At 68.0% G+C, this 17834-nt stretch carries 13 protein-coding genes; 7 read left to right on the top strand and 6 right to left on the bottom strand.

Annotation, left to right across the window (positions count from 1 at the left end):
• Positions 1-92: 92 nt before the first annotated feature.
• A complete protein-coding gene (locus SM757_RS04870; RefSeq protein WP_322464632.1) occupies positions 93-821 on the top strand; it encodes a GntR family transcriptional regulator in 729 nt (242 codons plus the stop codon).
• A gap of 35 nt (positions 822-856) precedes the next feature.
• Complete coding sequence (gene manD, locus SM757_RS04865; protein WP_322464582.1) at positions 857-2065, top strand: D-mannonate dehydratase ManD; 1209 nt, start codon at positions 857-859, stop codon at positions 2063-2065.
• A 43-nt stretch (positions 2066-2108) separates the two neighbouring features.
• Here manD and SM757_RS04860 read toward each other — a convergent pair whose 3' ends face one another.
• Positions 2109-2558, bottom strand: coding sequence for a MarR family winged helix-turn-helix transcriptional regulator (locus SM757_RS04860; protein ID WP_322464581.1), 450 nt, complete (start codon positions 2556-2558; stop codon positions 2109-2111).
• Between the two features lie 60 nt (positions 2559-2618).
• On the opposite strand from SM757_RS04860, the gene SM757_RS04855 reads away from it, so the two are divergent.
• Positions 2619-3476, top strand: a complete 858-nt coding sequence (locus tag SM757_RS04855) for a siderophore-interacting protein (RefSeq protein ID WP_322464580.1) — start codon at positions 2619-2621, stop codon at positions 3474-3476.
• Between the two features lie 69 nt (positions 3477-3545).
• Positions 3546-4802 (top strand): multidrug effflux MFS transporter, encoded by a 1257-nt coding sequence (locus SM757_RS04850; protein ID WP_322464579.1) that lies wholly within the window; start codon positions 3546-3548, stop codon positions 4800-4802.
• A gap of 50 nt (positions 4803-4852) precedes the next feature.
• On the opposite strand, the gene SM757_RS04845 is transcribed toward SM757_RS04850, so the two are convergent.
• The 5 genes from SM757_RS04845 to SM757_RS04825 all read right to left on the bottom strand — a co-directional run bounded on the left by SM757_RS04845 (position 4853) and on the right by SM757_RS04825 (position 11598).
• Positions 4853-5269, bottom strand: coding sequence for an OsmC family protein (locus SM757_RS04845; protein ID WP_322464578.1), 417 nt, complete (start codon positions 5267-5269; stop codon positions 4853-4855).
• Between the two features lie 92 nt (positions 5270-5361).
• Positions 5362-6567, bottom strand: coding sequence for a formaldehyde dehydrogenase, glutathione-independent (gene fdhA, locus SM757_RS04840; RefSeq protein ID WP_322464577.1), 1206 nt, complete (start codon positions 6565-6567; stop codon positions 5362-5364).
• Between the two features lie 259 nt (positions 6568-6826).
• A complete protein-coding gene (locus SM757_RS04835) occupies positions 6827-8290 on the bottom strand; it encodes a replication initiation protein (protein ID WP_322464576.1) in 1464 nt (487 codons plus the stop codon).
• 1393 nt (positions 8291-9683) lie between these two features.
• Positions 9684-10802 carry a ParB/RepB/Spo0J family partition protein gene (locus tag SM757_RS04830; RefSeq protein WP_322464575.1) on the bottom strand — a complete coding sequence of 373 codons (1119 nt, stop codon included), beginning with the start codon at positions 10800-10802 and terminating at the stop codon, positions 9684-9686.
• A gap of 1 nt (position 10803) precedes the next feature.
• Positions 10804-11598, bottom strand: a complete 795-nt coding sequence (locus tag SM757_RS04825; RefSeq protein WP_322464574.1) for a ParA family protein — start codon at positions 11596-11598, stop codon at positions 10804-10806.
• Between the two features lie 588 nt (positions 11599-12186).
• On the opposite strand from SM757_RS04825, the gene SM757_RS04820 reads away from it, so the two are divergent.
• The 3 genes from SM757_RS04820 (at position 12187) to SM757_RS04810 (ending at position 17804) form a co-directional block, all read left to right on the top strand.
• A complete protein-coding gene (locus SM757_RS04820; protein WP_322464573.1) occupies positions 12187-13413 on the top strand; it encodes an SGNH/GDSL hydrolase family protein in 1227 nt (408 codons plus the stop codon).
• A 1371-nt stretch (positions 13414-14784) separates the two neighbouring features.
• The gene (locus SM757_RS04815; RefSeq protein ID WP_322464631.1) at positions 14785-15669 is read left to right on the top strand and encodes a LysR family transcriptional regulator; all 885 of its coding nucleotides are present in this window, start codon (positions 14785-14787) and stop codon (positions 15667-15669) included.
• A 167-nt stretch (positions 15670-15836) separates the two neighbouring features.
• Positions 15837-17804: an aconitase family protein gene (locus SM757_RS04810; RefSeq protein WP_322464572.1), complete on the top strand. Its 1968-nt coding sequence runs from the start codon at positions 15837-15839 to the stop codon at positions 17802-17804.
• Positions 17805-17834 lie beyond the last annotated feature (30 nt).

Raw genomic sequence — 17834 nt, 5'->3', positions numbered from 1 at the left:
GTGTATGTAGCGGCCTTCCGGGTTCTTCCAGGTGCAAACCCCAGGCTTACGGCTCAAGCCGCAATAACTACCATGGTAGAACCGTGAACACGATCCTCAGACCCCTGGCGAATTCCGACGACATCCTGCTGGCGGCCCTGCGCGGTTTCCAGTTGGACCCGCAGCGCTCCTACACGCAGCAGGTGCACCAGCACCTGCGCGAGGCGATCGTGCGCGGCACGCTGCAGCCGCGCACGGGGCTGTCGGAAGCCACCATCGCCGGCACCCTGGCCGTGAGCCGCACGCCGGTACGCGAGGCGCTGGCGCAACTGGCCGACGAGCAGCTCGTGCGCATCTACCGCAAGGTGGGCACGGTGGTGGCGCCCATTCCCGTGTCGCTGCTGGACGAGGCGCGCTTTGCCCGCTGCACGCTGGAGTGCGCCAACCACGTGCAGCTGGCCACCACCATCACGCCGGCGCAGCTCGATGAACTGGCCGGCATCGTCGAGGCGCAGCGCCGCGCCGTGGCCGATGCGCAGGTGGACGAGTTCTTCCGCCTGGACGAGCGCCTGCACCGGCGCCTCTTCGAATTCGCCGGCCGCCAGCACGTGTGGGCCATGTTGCAGCCCATGAAGCGGCAGTTCGACCGCGTGCGCTGGCTGCTGCTGGACCACGTGGCCGACCACGCCCGCGTCGCGCTGGCCGAGCACGAGTTGATCCTCGCCCAACTGGCCGCGCGCGACGTGGCGCGCTTGGGCGCCACGGTGGCCAGCCACATCGACCGCGTCGGCAGCCACCTGCAGGCCGTGCGCGAGCGCGATCCCGGCCATTTCACCGACTGACCCCCTCCACCCCGCCAAAGAAGAGAGAGCCCGCAGTGAAGATCGAACGGCTGCAAACCATCGTCACCTGCCCGGGCAGGAACTTCGTGACGGTGAAGATTGAAACCGACCAGGGCGTGTACGGCCTGGGCGACGCCACGCTCAACGGGCGCGAGCTGGCGGTGAAGTCCTACCTGGAGGACCACGTCTTCCCCTGCCTCGTCGGCCGCGACCCGCGCAACATCGAGGACATCTGGCAGTACCTCTACCGCGGCGCCTACTGGCGCCGGGGGCCGGTGACCATGACGGCCATCGCCGCCATCGACATGGCGCTGTGGGACATCCTGGGCAAGCTCGCCGGCATGCCCGTGTACCGGATGTTGGGCGGCAAGAGCCGCCAGGGGCTGATGGTCTACGGCCACGCCACCGGGCGCGACCACGCCGAGGCCGTCGAGGAAGTGCAGCGCCATATCGAGCAGGGCTACAAGGCCATACGCGTGCAGTCCGGCGTGCCGGGGCTGGAGAAGGTCTACGGCGTGGGCAAGGCCGCCGGGCAGTACGAGCCGGCGCAAAAGGGCCTGCCCATCGAGGAAGCCTGGGACACGGCGCTGTACCTGCGCCACACGCCGGAGCTGTTCCGCAAGGTGCGCGAGGCCGTGGGGTTCGAGCCGCACCTGCTGCACGACGCGCACCACCGCCTCACGCCCATGGAGGCCGGCCGCCTGGGCAAGGACCTGGAGCCCTACCGCCTCTTCTGGCTGGAAGACGCCACGCCCGCGGAGAACCAGGAAGCCTTCCGCCTCATACGCCAGCACACCACCACGCCGCTGGCCGTGGGCGAGGTGTTCAACTCGATCTGGGACTGCAAGGACCTCATCCAGCAGCAGTTGGTCGACTACATCCGCGCCACCATCGTCCACGCCGGCGGCATCACGCACGTGCGCCGCATCGCCGACTTCGCGGCCCTGCACCAGGTGCGCACGGGCTTCCACGGCGCCACGGACCTCTCGCCCGTGTGCATGGCCGCGGCGGTGAATTTCGGCCTGTGGGCGCCCAACTTCGGCATCCAGGAGCTGATGCCGCACAACGCGCTCACCGACGAGGTGTTCCCCCACAGCTACCGCTTCGAGGACGGCTACCTCGTCATGGACGACGTGCCGGGGCTGGGCGTGGACATCGACGAGGCGCTGGCTTGTCAATACCCCTACGAGCGCGCCTACCTGCCCGTGGCGCGGCTGCGCGACGGGTCGATGTGGAACTGGTAATTCAAGCGCCGGCCTGAACCGGCCGGCGCTGTTGCTTCCACCGCTACGGCGCCCGTCCGGCCCTGAGCTTGCCCAGCAGCCCGGCGAGCTGGGCTTGCTCCTGGGCGTCCAGCCTGTCCAGCAGGCCGCGGGCCAGCGCGCGCCGCTCGGCGCGCATGCGCGCGTGCAAGGCCTCGCCCGCCTCGGTGGCGAACAGGCACTGCGCGCGCCTGTCCTCGGCGTGCGCCTCGCGCCTCAACAAACCCTCTTCCTCCAGGTGCTGGATCAGCCGCGTGAGCTGCCCCTTGTCGCGCCCGCTGTGCCGCGCCAGGTCGCCCGCGGTGCAGCCGGGGTGGTGGGCGACGTGCAGCAGCACGCGCACTTCCATGGGGCTCACCGGCAGGTCGGCTTCGCGCATGGCGCGGTGCATCTCGCCGCGAAAGGCGAACAGCAGCGCGTCGAGCTGCTCCACCACCTCATCAGCCGGACCGGTGGCAGGGTTCTTCGTTGGCATGGTTGACAAAGTCAAGTTAGTCGCGGACCATAAGTTGACATTATCAAGCAATTCAATCCCATGACCAAGCTCGCTGACTTGCCAGACGACACCGCCCTCGCCCTTGAAATCCGCCGCGTGCGCCACCCGCTGCAGGTGCGCGCGCTCAGCGTTGCCGCCGTGCAGGCGCTCACGCCGCACATGCGCCGCCTGACGCTGGCCGGCCCCAGCCTCGCCGATCTGCACAGCGACGGCTTTGACGACCACGTGAAGCTGCTGCTGCCGCCCGCAGGCAGCGACACGCTGGTGCTGCCGCTGCCCGGTCCGGATGGCCGCCCCGACTTCGCCGCCGCGGGCCTGCCGCCGCCCATCGCCCGCGACTACACGCCGCGCCACGTGGACCGCAGCGCCTGCACGCTGCAGATCGACTTCAGCCTGCATGGCGACGGCCCCGCCGCCCGCTGGGCAGCCCAGGCCCGCGTGGGGGACACCGTGCACGTCGCCGGCCCGCGCGGCTCCATGGTGCTGCCCACGGATTTGCGCTGGCAGTGGCTGATTGGGGATGAATCCGCCCTGCCCGCCATCGCCCGCCGCCTGGAGGATTTGCCCGCCTCGGTGGACGTGACGGTGGTGCTGGAGACGCAGCACGCCGACGACCCGCTGCCGTTGCTGCCCCAGCGCGACGGCCTGCGGCTGCTGCGCGTGGGCCGGCCGGCCGCGGGCGATGCCGCCACGCTGGCCGCGCCCCTGGTGCAGGCCGTGCGCGGCCTGCCCCCGCCCGCCGGCCGGGGCCATGCCTTCGCCGCCGCCGAAAGCCACACGGTGCAGGCGGTGCGCGGCGTGCTGGTCGGCCACCATGGCCTGTTGAAGGGCCAGGTGCGGGCTTCGGCCTACTGGCGGCGTGGTGCCAGCGGGCACCATGAAAACATAGAGGGTTGAAGCGGCGGCGTGCCGCCTCGGCCGCCCGCACCGCCCGCACCGCCTGATCCAGCGTACCCAGCCCTCTAGATGTCCTCAGAACTGTCCTCCGCCACGTCGCCCCCCGCCCAACTGCCGGCCCACACCGGCGTGCATGGGGGCCTGCGCCTGCTGCTGGCCCTGCTCATGGCCTTCGGCCCGCTGGCCATAGACATGTATTTGCCGGCCCTGCCGGCCATCGCCGCGGAGTTGAACGCCAGCAGCGGCGCGGTGCAGGCCACGCTGGCGGCCTACCTGGCGGGCATGGCCGGCGGCCAGCTCTTCTACGGCACGCTGGCCGACCGCTTGGGCCGGCGGCTGCCGCTGCTCATGGGCCTGGCGCTGTTCACGCTGGCCTCGTTGGGCTGCGCGCAGGCGCAGAGCGTGGAGTCGCTCACCGCGTGGCGGCTGGTCCAGGCCCTGGGCGGCTGCGTGGGCGTGGTGATGCCGCTGACCATCGTGGCCGACCGCGTGCGCGGCGCCGGCGAAACGGCGCGCGTGCTGTCGCAGCTCATGGCCGTGTTGGGCGTGGCGCCCATTGCCGCGCCCACCGTGGGCGGCGCCGTGCAGGCGCTGCTGGGCTGGCGCGGCATCTTCGGCGTGCTGGCCGCGCTGGGCGCGCTGGCCTTCGTCCTGGTGTGGCGCACGCTAGACGAGACCCTGCCGCGCTCGGCGCGCCAGCACCCGCCGCTGCCCTGGCGCCGCGTGCTGCCCGGCTATGCCGGGCTGCTGGCGCACCGCGGCTTCGTCGCCCCGGCGCTGGCCGGGGCGCTCGCGCGCGCGGGCATGTTCGTCTACATCAGCGCCAGCGCCTTCGTGTTCATACGCCACCTGGGCCTGGCGCCGCTGGCCTTCAGCGGCGTGTTCGCCGCCAACGCGCTGGCGCTGGTGCTGTCGGCCCAAGTCAATGCGCGGCTGGTGCGCCGCATCGGTCCGCACGGCGTGCTGCGCTGGTCGCTGCCGGGCATGGTGGCCACGGGGCTGTACCTGGCGCTGCTGGGCGCCACGGGCCACGCCACGCTGTGGACGCTGCTGCCCGGGCTGATGCTGTTCCTGGGCCTGCTGGGCTTCGCCGCGTCCAACACCACGGCGCTGGCAATAAGCAGCAGCCAGGCGCAGCAGCGCCGGGGCACGGCCTCGGGGCTGCTGGGCACGATGCAGTTCGCCTGCGGCGCCTCGGCCGGCGCGCTGCTGGGCCTGGCCGGCGACACCGGGCCGCTGGCCATGGGCGTGGCCATGGCCGCCTGCGCCGCGCTGGCCTGGACGGTGTTCAGATTCAGCGCCCCCCGCGCGGGCCAGGCGCTGTAGACGGCAGGCCGTCCTGGCCACCGCACCGAAGCGGCCAGGACGGCGAGGCCTCACGAGGCGGAAGCGGCAGGCACCAGCTCGGTCACGACCTCGGTGGTCGCTTGCGTCATCAACTTGTGCACGGGGCACTTGCCGGCGACGTTCAGCAGCTCCTGCCGCTGCGCTTCGGTCAGATCCCCCGTGACGTCCAGCAGCACGCGCAGCCGATAGACGCCGCGGCGCTCCTCGCTGTCGTCGCGCTCCACGCTCACGCGTATGTCCTCGACCGGGATGTGCTTGCGCTGCGCGTACCACAGCGTGGTGAGCGCCTTGCAGGCGCCCAACGCGCTGTCGTAGAGGTCATGCGGCGTCGGCCCCAAGTCCTCGCCGCCGTTGGCCGGCGGCTCGTCGACCGTGAACGCGTGGCTGCCCACGCGCACGGTGTGCTTCATCTTGTGCGCGCGGTCGCGGACAACTTCAATGGTCATGAACAGGCTCCATCAGTGGGAGCCCCATTGTGCTGACGCGGGTTGCAAAGCGTTGTTGCCAGGCGCTGCTGCCGGGCGTTCAGCACCGCCGCTCAAGCCGCCTTGCGCAGCAGCGAGTGCGGGTCCAGCACGTACTTGCGCGGCGCGCCGTGGTCGAAGGCCTCGTAGCCCTTGGGCGCGTCTTCCAGCGACAGCACTTCCACGCCCACCGTGTCGGCGATGTTGATGCGGTCCCACAGGATGGCCTGCATCAGCGCGCGGTTGTACTTCATCACCGGCGTCTGGCCCGTGAAGAAGCTGTGCGACTTGGCCCAGCCCAGGCCCAGGCGCACGCTGAGCGAACCGCGCCTGGCGGCCTCGTCCAGGGCGCCGGGGTCGTCGGTGACGTACAGGCCCGGGATGCCGATGGCGCCCGCGGCGCGCGTGATCTCCATGAGCGAGTTCAGCACCGTGGCCGGCGCCTCGTGCTGCGCGCCCTCATGGCCGTGGCCGCGGGCCTCGAAGCCCACGGCGTCCACCGCGCAGTCCACCTCCGGCGTGCCCAGGATCTGCGCCACCTGCTCGGCCAGCGTCGCGTCCAGCGACAGGTCCACCGTCTGGTAGCCCAGGGCGCGCGGGTGCTCCAGGCGCACCGGGTTGACGTCGCCGATGATGATGCACGCGGCCCCCAGCAGCCGCGCCGAGGCCGCCGCGGCCAAGCCCACCGGCCCGGCGCCGGCGATGTAGACCGTACTGCCTGGGCCGACCCCGGCCGTCACCGCACCGTGGTAACCCGTGGGCAGGATGTCGGAGAGGCACGTCAGGTCGCGGATCTTCTCCATGGCCTGCGCGCGGTCGGGGAAGCGCAGCAGGTTGAAATCCGCGTAGGGAACCATGACGTACTGCGCCTGGCCGCCCACCCAGCCGCCCATGTCCACGTAGCCGTAGGCGCCGCCCGCGCGCGAGGGGTTCACGCTCAGGCACACGCCGGTGTGCATCTCCTTGCAGGTGCGGCAACGCCCGCAGGCCACGTTGAAGGGCACGGAGACGATGTCCCCCAGTTGCAGCGTCTCCACGTCGCGGCCCTTTTCGATCACCTCGCCGGTGATCTCGTGGCCCAGCACCAGGCCCACGGGCGCCGTGGTGCGCCCGCGCACCATGTGCTGGTCCGAACCGCAGATGTTGGTGGAGACCACGCGCAGGATGACGCCGTGCTCGGCCTTGCGCCCGCGCGGATCGACCAGCTTGGGGAACTCAATGCCCTGGACTTCGACTTTCCCCGGGCCCATGTAGACCACGCCTCGATTGCTGGAACTCATAGCTGCTGTCTCCTGTAGTTGGCTTGTTCAAACCGCTTGCCTTGAAGCATCGGAGCGCAAGCGCCATCAGGCGCCATGGCGTGCCATGGTTGCGCGGGCACCTTCATGCCTGCGCGTGGACGCGTTGCGGGCGCTTCAGCGCCGATGCGGCGGGCCGAGGGGGCATTCTTCGAAGGGGCGACCCAAGCGGCTTGTGCACAGGAGACGCGCACTGGCCGATATGCGACATGCGGGCTCGGCCGGTGCGGGCCGCGCCGCGCTAGCGGCCGAACAAGGCGGACTGCTGGGCCTGCCCTGCCCGCTCCTTGCGGGCGGCCTTCTTCAGCGCCGTCATGACGTGCTGGCCCAGGGCCCAGCGCAGCCTGTCGTTGGCCTTGAGGTCCTGCGCGGCGGGCTGCTCCTTGTCCAGCTTGAGCTGGGCCTTGAGCACCCGGAACTGGCTGCTGCGCGCAAACGCCGCCCAGAACTCGGCCTGCTGCGGCGCGCCATAGCCCAGGTACGTCTCGAAGCCCAGCTCGCCGCTGCGCTCGTATTCGCGGCGCAAGGCGTCGGCGGCGGGGTCTTCGCCGGCTTGCGGTGCGGCTTCGGCCGCGGCCACGGGCGCCTTCGCGGCCGGGGCGGGCTCCAGGGCCGCCGGCGCACCGGCAGGCGGGCCCTCGGCCACCAGCTCCGCGGTCGGCACCGTCCAGCCCTCCTTGAGCGCCTTGATGAACAAGCGTCCGGGGAAGCGCACCTTGGGACCGCGCCCGGCCATGCGGTGGCGGACGAACTCGATGGCGGCCTGGATGCGCGAGGGCGTGTACTCGCTGGCGTTGAGCGTGATGGCCTCCAGGTCGTCGTTGCCCAGGCCGAACTCGCCGCGCAGCGTGTCGTACAGCGTCTTGCGCACCTCTGTCTGCGCCAGCGACTGCACGAGCTTGCCTTCCTGCTCGCGGATGTGAAAGCGCAGGTGCGTGATGCGCTTGGAGCCGGGCGAGGAACGGGTTTCGATCTCGATGTGCAGGTCGGTGATGTCGTTGATCTTGGTGCGCACCTTGTCGAGGATGCGGCGATTGAAGGCCTTGAACTCGGCCACGTACTTCGCGTCCTGCAGGTCCAGCCAGCGGCGCACCTCGTCCACCGTGAACCATTCCGTTGGGCTGCCGCGGTAGGCCATGGACTTGAGCTTCTCGTACAGGGCGTGGGCGTGCACGGAGTCCAGCGAGGCCGTCGTGCGCATGGACAGCAGCGTGTAGCCGCGCGGGTCCTTGTGCAGCTTGCGAATGGCCTCGTCGAACTTGAAATAGACGCGCCCGCCCGCGATGCCCACGCGGCCCACCAGCGGGATGGACACGTAGTCCATCTCGCTGGCGGCATTGCGCCCAAGCGTCTCCCGCGCCAGCAGCACGCTGGACTTCTGCGCCTCGCGCAGCGCGTCCAGCAGGTGGCGCCGGTTGCGGCTCTCGCTATTGATCAGGAACATGAACAGGCCCAGGTCGAAGTCGAACTCCAGCACCTCCACCGGCGCGCTGGACGCCAGGTAGTTCATGACGTTGAGGCAGCGCCGCGCCGACAGGCTCAGGCCCGCGACGTCGATGAGCACGTTGTGCTTGCGGAACGTGATGTCCGCCTCGGCTTCCTTGATGGTGGCGTTGGGCCCCACCCTGCCGACCGTCTCTTCAAAAAGCGCCAGCGCGTAGTTCTCGCCCAAGGGCGGCTTGGAGGAGGGAACCAGATCGGACATGGGGGGCCACGGCGGCTTGGAAGGCAAGGACGCGAAGGCTAGTGGCGAAGGTGCCCCAGGGTCAACCGTCACGGGCACTTTTCACGGCGCACTGTTGTGCGGGCGCAAGACGCTGCACATAAAAGGCCACCTTGATGCGCGCACGGCCGGCACAAATGGCGGCAGGCCGAACACCTGGGCACCCGATGCACACAAAAGGGCACTTTCCCTCACGGCGCGCCCGTGCCGCGTGGCCGCCAACGCTATCGGGCAGCACAAAAAAGGGCACCTTGAAAGCCGCCCAGCACCAGCAGGCCTTTCAGGTGGCGTGCCAGCGCCAAACCCGCACACAAAAGGTCACTTTGCCTGTGGATATCCCGGAAAAACGGCGACGGATCAGGGACTTGAAGCGTTCTGCACAGAAAAGGCCACCTTGCACAGAAACGGCTACCTTGGCGCACACAAAAGGCCACCTTGCTGCACAAAAACAGGCACCTTGCCCTGCACATAAAAGAGCACTTTGTGCACACAAACGGGCACCTTGAGGTCCGAATTGCACACAAACAGGCACTTTGATGAACGTAAGCTGTTGATTTCAAATAGTTTTTTGGCTTCCTAAAGCTTGCTGGTTTTTTAATTATTTAAATAGCTGGCTGAAGTCGAAGCCGTTGAAAAAGACATGAAGCCAAATACAGCCGACAGGGGATCAGGGCTGCGAGCGACCATGAAACGGCTTACGGCGCTTGCAGCACTTTTGCCTCCATGCTTGGCGGCACGCGGTTGCTCGTCGTTGGGCAGACAGAGGGTCAGATATCCATCAACCAGGCGTGCAAGAGCCCTCAGAAGCCTCCACACGGGTTTTGGAAGCCAGTAGTGGCCCCTTCCCCGCCCGCGACGGCCTTGTTGCCGACACCGGGCGTTGAACGCTGACTCGCACGCAGCTCCACAGCCATCGCAAGGTGCCTTTTTGTGTGCATCAAACGGCCGATCTTTATCTACCGCGCCGGCTGCGTAGCAAGGTTGCACAAAAAAGAGCACCTTTGGCGCTCGTGCCCTGGGTCGCGCACTGCAGCGTGCTCATGGGCATCCGAGGAACGCTCTTCCGGATCCCGCTACATGGCGCATGCGTGCACAAAAAAGGACACCTTGTACGGCGCTTCGACCTTGCCGCGGGGTAGCGCAGGGTGCCGCAGCACAAAAAAGAGCACCTTTGTCTCGCTGACGGAGCCAATCGGCCGCTGTTGGCGTCATGGCATTTCTGCTGATGTTCCCTAGACAAGCGCACGGCAGCGGCGCTGCACAAAAAAGGGCACCTTGTACCCATGCCGTCCCGGGACGGCACTGGCGCCATAGCGCGCATTCCCTGTGCACCCGCCCGCACGGGCGGAGCACCCCGGCGTCCATTGGTGCCGCGTCAAAGCTCCACGGACTGCGGAGCGGGCGCCCCGGCGCTGGGCGGACTGTGCTGTTGGGCAATATCCAGCCGCGCCTGGACCATCTTGCCCACCTCTTCGTAGAGCGTCTTGAGCAGTTCCAGAGGCACGCCCTTGAGCTCCAGCTCCAGACGGCGCTCGGCCTCGAAGAACTTGAGCGCGCCGCTGCCACCCGCGGGGCAGCGTAGCAGCACGCGCGCCGGCGTGGCGCGGCTGGGGGCGCCCTTGCGCAGCGGCTTGCCCTTGGCCTCTTCCACCTTCTCGATGAGCTTTTCCTCGCTCAGCGCGTCCTCGTGGTCGCGAACCAGTTTGAGCGTGCGCGCCGTGCCATCCAGCCCCTGCTGCGTCCACAGCGCGTGGAGCTGCGCCAGCGGATAGAGCTTGCCCAGCTTCTGCCAGGCCGAACTGCCGGCCGCGGCCTCCAGCACCGGGCGGGGAATGGCCGCGATGGTGACGGTCTTGGACACGCGGCTGGGCGGCACGTTGAAAAACTCGGCCAGCGCCTGTTGCGACTCGAACTCGCCCTTGTCCAGGGCATCGCGCCAGCGCACGGCATCGTCGAGCACCGTGGTGTCGGCCCGCGCCCCGTTGAGGTTGCGGCTCAGCCGGGCCCTGTGCTTGGGCGACTCCGGCGGGTCTATGACCAGCACGTTGAGGTGGGGCAGCGGGATCTGGCGCGCCGCACGCAGCCGCCGGTGCCCGCCGACCAGCTCGTACTTGCCGTCTTGGCGCAGGAAGGCCTGCACGGGTTCGAGCTGCCCGTCGCGGCGCAACTCGTCTTCGAGCTCCTGCAGCTTCTTCGGGTCGAAGAACACGCGCCAGTTTTCCTGGCCTTCCACCAACTGGTCCAAGGGCAACTGGATGATGCTGCCGGCCACCGCCGGCGGCTGTGGCGCGGCGGCGTGCAGGCCCGGCACGCGCAACTGCGGCACGGCGCCCGGCGTGGCAACCACCGGCACCGGCGCCTTGAGCAACTCGTCAGGCACCGTGCTGAGCGTGCCTTGCGCCAGCGCGCGCGCGGCGGCGCTGCCGCCCGCGGCTGGCGTGCCGCCGGTTCTGGAAAGCGACTTGCTGCGCAGCCTGTCCTGGGGTTTGGACATCTCAGGCTTCCTCTCTTGCGGCCTTGGCGCTGCTCTTGCGCTTGGCGGGCCGGACCTTGTTGAGCAGCCGCACTTCCAGGGCCACGTTGGTCAGCGCGGTGATGGCGGCATCACGTGCGGGCTTCTTGGTGACGACCTCGTCCAGGCCGACGTTGAGCGCCGTCATCTCCTCCAGCGCCACCGAGTCCGGCACGGTCGCGGCCGTGACGGAGAGCTCGATGTAGTCGTTGTTCTGCGCGATGTCCGTGAGCTCCTCGATACCGACCTTGTCCACGTTGTGCCGCTGCACGGCGTTGGGGACGATGGCGATGACGGGCAGGTGCTCCACGTTGGCCAGGCTCTTGGCCAGCTTGGGAATGCCGATATCGCGCAGCACGCGCACGTCGGCCCGCCCGGGCTTGCTGGGGATGAGCACGAAGTCGGCGCCTATGAGCGCGGCCAGTTGCTCCGGCTCCTCGGAGCGGGCGGGCAGGTCGATGAACACGTAGTCATATCCCTGCCCCAACTGCAGCACTTGCGCCAAGTACGCCGCGGTATCGGGCTTCAAATGCCCCGGCCGCTGCGGGTCCGGGTAGCGCGGCGCCTGCAGGATCACGGCCTCCACCGGAAACGTGGACTCCGGGTCCATCAGCCGCGTCACGTTGGCCGACGTGGCCTGCTCCGGATCCGAGTCCACGATCAGCACGCGGCAGCCGTGCTTGTGCAGCACGTAAGCCAGGCCCAGGCAGAGCTTGGACTTGCCCGCGCCTCCCTTGGTGTTGAAGAAAGTGACGATCTTTGGCAGCGCTTGTTCCATGGGGCGGCAGTGTAAAGGCTTGTTGCCTTTTCAAGCGCTACAAATCTCAAGAATGAATGGTTCGCACACCGGCGGCCTTGGGAAAGCCCATGGAATTTCGGTACCGAAATTCGGCTCGATCCAGCCTCTGCGGTTTTCGATACCAAAGGCCGCAGTTCGAGCTTGGAGCACGGAGAGCTGTCAAGCCGCTGCGCGCAGCTGTGCGACAAGACGCGGACGGAAGGGCCTCCACTTTCGGTACCGAAAGTGGTTGAGGCTCCGCGCGGCCGGCGCCCAGGGCCGAAAATTTCGGTACCGAAACTGATGGCCAAAGCCTTCTGGTGGCGGCTCTGTCTTTGCGTCCGGCAAAGCGATGCGTGCATGCGGTTGGCGTGGCCGGAACGGCATCCATGAACTTTCGGTACCGAAAGCTTTTCCGCGCTTGCCCGCATTTCGTCCCCGGCCGCTTGGACGCGGCCTGCCGTCCAAGCGCCAGCGAGCGAGCGCGCTCTCTTCGAATGCCGGCATCTTTTTTGCCCCGGTTTCGCGCCTTTGCGCCGTTGTGCCACCGGTATCCGAATTGGCGCGCAGGCTTGCCGGAGTACAGCCATGGCCCATCGCCGACACCGCGCGCTTGCCGCATGCCTGCTTTCCTTGTTGATGGCCGTACCGGCCTGGGCGCAGGAGGGCAGCCCCGAAGCCGCCGAGCACTGGGTGGGCACTTGGAGCACGGCGATGCAGTACCCCCTGTTTCCGCCCATACGCAACGGCTTTCCGGGACAGACCTTGCGCCAGATCGTTTTCACCAGCATGGGAGGCGACCGGGTTCGGGTGCGCTTTTCCAACGTCTACGGCAACGAGCCGGTGATCCTGGGCGAGGCTCGCATCGCGCTGCGCAGCAGCGGGCCGGCCATCGAGCCGGGCTCGGACCGCCTGCTGACCTTTGGCGGCAAGCGCTCCGTGACCATGGCGCCCGGTGCCATCGTCGCGAGCGACCCGATTGCCTTCAAGGTGCCCGCCCGCACGTCGCTGGCCGTCAGCACCTATTTCCCCGGCTACACCGGCGCGCCCACGCTGCACTTCCGGGCCCGCCAGACCAATTACGTTTCGCCGCCGGGCAACTTCACGGCCGCGGCCAGCTTGCCGGTGGCGTCCACCGGGTTTTGCGTCTACCAGGGCGGACGCCGGGTCTGCAGCTCGCCCTGGTATTTCCTGGTTGGGGTGGACGTGCAGGCCGCCGCCGAGGTGAAGTCCATCGTGGCCTTCGGCGACTCCATCACCTCCGGCGCGGGCTCGCCGGAGAACGCCAACAAGCGCTGGCCCGACTTTTTGGCAAGGCGGCTGCTGAACCAGGGGATGGTGCATGGCGTGCTGAACCAGGGCATGGACGGCAACAAGCTGTGGTCCTCGTGGCTCAGCGAGAACGGGCAGTCGCGCTTTGGCCGCGATGCACTGGACGCCCCGGGTGTGCGCTACGTCATCGTCCTCATGGGCATCAACGACCTGCGCGGCGGCGTCGACGCCTCGCGCGTCATCAGCGCGCTGCAGCAGCTTGCCTCGCGAGCCAAGGCGCGGGGCCTGCGCGTGTACGGCGGCACCTTGCTGCCCAACGCCAATGCGCCGCAATCCGTGCAGGAGCAGCGCCAGGCCGTGAACCGCTGGATACGCACGGGCGGCGCCTTCCACGCCGTGATCGACTTCGATGCCGCCCTGCGCGACCCCGCGCAGCCGCTGCGGCTGCGCCCGCTCTACGACAGCGGCGACTCGCTGCATCCCAACAGCGCCGGCTACCAGGCCATGGGGAACGCCATCGACTTGTCGCTGTTCCGGCGCTGACGCGCCGCACGGGCAGAGCAGCACCTGCAGCGTTCCGGCGCGCGTCAACGTAGTTGTCGCCTGAGCTATGCGGCCAGCGGCTGTTTATTCCGGACCGGCACGTGTGCGGCTACGACAGTATCGTGCTCGGGGTTCAGGTTCACGGCGCCGACTGGAGTCCAAGTACGAGCGTCACGTTATCAGCGGCGTGGATAGAAATCTCGGGCTTCGCTGTACAGCATGTGAAGGGCGGCCAGAGCCGAACTCCGTGTGGCTGGAACCCGCATGGTGCACCTCTATGAAGCCGTCGGACGGGTGAGGCCGCAAATCGGAGAAGATGCGCTGGTCAGGCCCGCTCCAATGGCAACGCCACGTCAGAGCTGCAATAGAGGATGTCTTCCTTCAGCGCTGACCGGGGCGGCATTAGCTGCGATGGCGGCCAGTAGAAGTCGATCTCTGGCCCGAGGTTCACTAGGATCCGGCCATTGAGGTGAAGGCAGGGCAAACGAAGCAGCAACCACCCAGGCCGGCCAAGTCCGTGAGTAGGACGCGTGCGCCGGTTGGCAGACTCTTGCCGGACACCACTTGCGCAAGGGCATGCGTCTGGCACGTTATGGCGTGGCGGTGAATGCAGGCGTGGCTGCGGCCACGGTAAAGGCCGGTAGGGCGACGTCGGTGCCGGCCGCAATGGTGCCGACGGTGAAGCCTGGATCCGCTGGACAGCGGCTTGGCCCCCCTGACGACGACTTTCAGCACGGTAAGTATGCCCGCCATGATGCGGCCCACGACAGCCACAAATGCTTGTCACGCCTGGAACAGCCGCCATGCAGGCACCAGCAGCAGCAATTGGTCTAATTTTTCTTTATAAAAGATTATGCGTGATTATCTGGATTACAAAGGAAGCACTGGCACCGCGTCTTGGCGCATTTCCTCGCGTCCATGCCGACTATCGGGGCCAAGATTTGCACGGTTCGCTACTTGGCGGTTCGCCGAGGTACGGGTGTGCCAGCATGACGGGTTGGACGCTCCGGTGCCGATGAGAATTGCAGTTATCAAGACTAAGGATCGAAGTTAAATCGCAGGGAACCGTAGACGGACTGCAGTCTTTTTCGATGCTCGGGGTAGGCAGTGTTTTGCTACAGGCATCGGCCACCGCAAACGTCGATGCCTTCCCTGGATGTGGCGGTGATACAGCGCCATCAACGATCCCGAAGCGCTGGGTTCAAGGCTCATGCAGCTGGGGTTTGAGTGCCATTGACTCCTCACGATCCTGCCAACAAGTATCTGCAGCGATGCCCTTCGGCTGGCCGCGACATGCAACGCAGTCGCCGTGCAACACTGAGCAGCGACGTCTATCCCTCACCTTCCATGCCCCTACCGGCCCCGGGCGCGTTGCGCCTAGATCCGTACAGCCTTCACCTTTTCGTTGCCGCTGCCGAGGAGGGCTCCATTGCCCGCGCGGCCGAGCGTGAGCACATTGCAGCCTCTGCGTTAAGCCGCCGCATCGCGGACTTGGAACATGCGCTGGGCGCCAAGTTGCTGGTGCGCTCCACTCGCGGCATTGAATTGACGGAGGCCGGCCACTGCGTGTTCGAGCGCGGTGCACGCATTGAGGAGGAACTGCGCACGCTGGTCAAGGACGTCTGGAAACTCAGTGGCAGCGTGGTCGGAACCGTCCGGCTATGCGCCAACGCCTCTGCCATCGTCGGCGAGTTGCCCGAGCGGCTGCAGACGTTCAAGCGGGCTTATTCGGCCGTAAACATCGCCTTGCAGGAGCAGCGGAGCTGGGAGGTCATCAGGGCCTGCGTGGATGACCGTGCGGACGTGGGCATTGCGGTGGCATCCGAGGGCGCGCCCAAAGGACTGGAATCGTGGCATTTCGCTACGGACCCGCTCCTCGTGCTGCTGCCGACAGAGCACCCATTGGCCGCCCGGCAGCGCCTTGGGTTCAAGGAAGTGGCCGCCAGCGGCTTGGTCGGCATCCAGGCCGGCGGCGCACTCGACCAACTGATCCATGAAAAGGCCGAGATGGCGCAGGTGCCGCTACGCATCGGGGTCACCGTCAATAGCTTTGACGCCGCTTGCCGCATGGTGCAGGCCGGGTTGGGCGCTGCCATCGTGCCGACAAGCGCGGCCACGGCCTATGCGGGCTCCACGGCCTTCGAGCGGCGTGAACTGGCCGAACCCTGGGCCGACAGGGAACTGCGGCTTTATGCCTTGCGCAAGGAGCCACGCCTACGGGCGGTCGAGCTGTTGATCGAAACGCTCAAGCGATAGTGTGCCGTCTCAGGGTTTCCACGGACATCGCATGACGCGATGCCCCGCATGTCGCATGAGCGCTTCATGGGGCGTGAAGCCGTGACTAGATTCACGGCCACCAACCTACGCCCCGTGTGTCGCCCAGTACAAGGCTCTCGCCCTGGCTGGCGCGCACCCATGATTGCATGAACACCCTTCAGCTCGATGGCCGCCTCCTGTTCCTGAGCCAGTCGGCCGACGTGATGGCGCGCCAGCTCGCTGGTGAGAATTTCACCGTTGCTCAGGCCGGGGCGTTGCGCGACGACGTCTCCACCGACGAGATCACGCCGGTGCATATCCTGTCGCACTACGACGACCGGCTCGGGCGCTTTACCTACACCGGCGTCCAGGCAGGCGACAGCCTGCCCTTCGCGCCCGAGGCCGCGCGCGCCGGTGGCTTCGCCGTCACGGTGGCGGGCAAGCGCTACGGCAAGGGGTCCTCGCGCGAGCACAGTCCCTTTGCAGAGAAGCTCGCCGGCATCCGGCTCGTCATCGCCGAGAGCTTCGAGCGCATCTACCGCCAGAACGCCGACAACATCGGGCTGTTCACCTCGACCGACTTCGGCCTCATCCCGCGCATTCAGGCCGGCGAGGCCATCGGCATCGACGAGCTCGTGGCCGGGCGCGACGCGCTGGCCGCGTCCATCCTGGGCGCCGGCGGGCTGCTACGCTTCGGGCAGCAGTTCATGCGCGACGTGCGCCCGGTGGCCTTGCCCGAGGGCGGGCGGCCGCGCACGCTGTTCGAGAAAATCGTGGCGCGCCACGCGTTGTCCACCGAGCTCACCGCCGCCGACCCCGCACCGGGCGACGGCGCCTTCGTGCGCGCCGACCTGCGCTTCATCCACGAGTACTACACCGGCATGGCCGCGCACATGCTGGATGCCACCTTCGGTGAGCCTCTGGCACTGCAGGACCCGGTGTCCATCGTCGTCTTCGAGGACCACACCAACTACGTTACCGAGAGCCTGGCGCACGTGCGCGGCGGCCTGGTGGACAACGTGCTGGCCATGTGTCGCGCGCAGCGAGCGTTCGCGGCCCGGCATGGTTTGCGCGAGTACCGCGCGCTGACCGAGGCAGAGGCCACGCAGGACGACGGCCGCAACGACGCCGGCATCTCGCACGCGATGGTGGCCGAGCATTACGCGCTGCCTGGAGGCCTGCTGGTGGGCACCGACTCGCACACGCCGCACAGCGGCGCCCTGGGCTGCGTGGCTTTCGGCGTGGGCACCACCGACATGGCCAACGCCTTCGTCACCGGCGCGGTGCGGTTGACCGTGCCGCAGTCGCTGCTGGTGCGGCTTGACGGTGCGCTGCCCGACGGGCTGACGGCCAAGGACGTGGTGCTGCACCTGCTGGCTCTGCCGGCCATCCGCGCCGGCGCGGGCCTGGGCAAGGTGTTCGAGTTCACGGGGCCGGTGGTGGAAAAATTGTCCACCGACGAGCGCGCCACGCTCACCAATATGACGGCAGAGCTGGGCGGCTTCACCGGCATCGTGGCGCCCGACGCGGAGACGGTGCGCTTCCTGAAGGAGCGGCGCGGCGTGGATGTCACGCTGCAGCCGTGGATGCAGAGCGACGCGGGCGCGGCCTACGCTGGCGTGATCCACCTCGACTGCAACCGGCTCACGCCGATGGTGGCGCGCCCGGGCGACCCGGGCAATGGCGTGGCGCTGGACGAGGTAGCGGAGCGCCCGCGCGTGGACATCGCCTACGGCGGCTCGTGCACCGCGGGCAAGCTGGAGGACTTCGAGCACTACCACGGGGTGCTGGCATGGGCCGCGCAGCGCGGCCTGCGCGTGGCGCCAGGCGTGCAGCTGTTCCTGCAGTTCGGCACCACGGCTGTGCGCGACCAGTGCATCGCGCGCGGCTACCTCGACGCGTTTGAAGCCGTGGGCGCGCGCATCCTGCAGCCCTCATGCGGGGCCTGCGGCAACTGCGGGCCGGGATCGTCCGTCGAGGCCGCGCAAGTCACGGTCAGCGCCATCAACCGCAACTTCCCCGGCCGCGGCGGCCCGGGCCAGGTGTGGCTGGCGAGCCCGCCCACGGTGGCGGCCAGCGCCATCGCCGGGCGGCTGGTGTCGTTCGAAGAACTGCAGGCTCAGGCCGGCAACTGAGAGCCGCCTGTTGCCCATCTCATTCATCAC

Origin of the sequence: Azohydromonas lata (assembly GCF_034427735.1) — a bacterium.
GTDB classification, from domain to species: domain Bacteria; phylum Pseudomonadota; class Gammaproteobacteria; order Burkholderiales; family Burkholderiaceae_C; genus Azohydromonas; species Azohydromonas lata.
This window is presented reverse-complemented; position numbering and strand designations above follow the sequence as displayed.

Bases quoted from the DNA above. Each gene is read 5' to 3' on its own strand.
- SM757_RS04860 (WP_322464581.1), bottom strand. From the start codon at position 2,558: ATGCCAACGAAGAACCCTGCCACCGGTCCGGCTGATGAGGTGGTGGAG.
- SM757_RS04855 (WP_322464580.1), top strand. From the start codon at position 2,619: ATGACCAAGCTCGCTGACTTGCCAGACGACACCGCCCTCGCCCTTGAA.
- SM757_RS04850 (WP_322464579.1), top strand. From the start codon at position 3,546: ATGTCCTCAGAACTGTCCTCCGCCACGTCGCCCCCCGCCCAACTGCCG.
- SM757_RS04845 (WP_322464578.1), bottom strand. From the start codon at position 5,269: ATGACCATTGAAGTTGTCCGCGACCGCGCGCACAAGATGAAGCACACC.
- fdhA (WP_322464577.1), bottom strand. From the start codon at position 6,567: ATGAGTTCCAGCAATCGAGGCGTGGTCTACATGGGCCCGGGGAAAGTC.
- SM757_RS04835 (WP_322464576.1), bottom strand. From the start codon at position 8,290: ATGTCCGATCTGGTTCCCTCCTCCAAGCCGCCCTTGGGCGAGAACTAC.
- SM757_RS04830 (WP_322464575.1), bottom strand. From the start codon at position 10,802: ATGTCCAAACCCCAGGACAGGCTGCGCAGCAAGTCGCTTTCCAGAACC.
- SM757_RS04825 (WP_322464574.1), bottom strand. From the start codon at position 11,598: ATGGAACAAGCGCTGCCAAAGATCGTCACTTTCTTCAACACCAAGGGA.
- SM757_RS04820 (WP_322464573.1), top strand. From the start codon at position 12,187: ATGGCCCATCGCCGACACCGCGCGCTTGCCGCATGCCTGCTTTCCTTG.
- SM757_RS04810 (WP_322464572.1), top strand. From the start codon at position 15,837: ATGAACACCCTTCAGCTCGATGGCCGCCTCCTGTTCCTGAGCCAGTCG.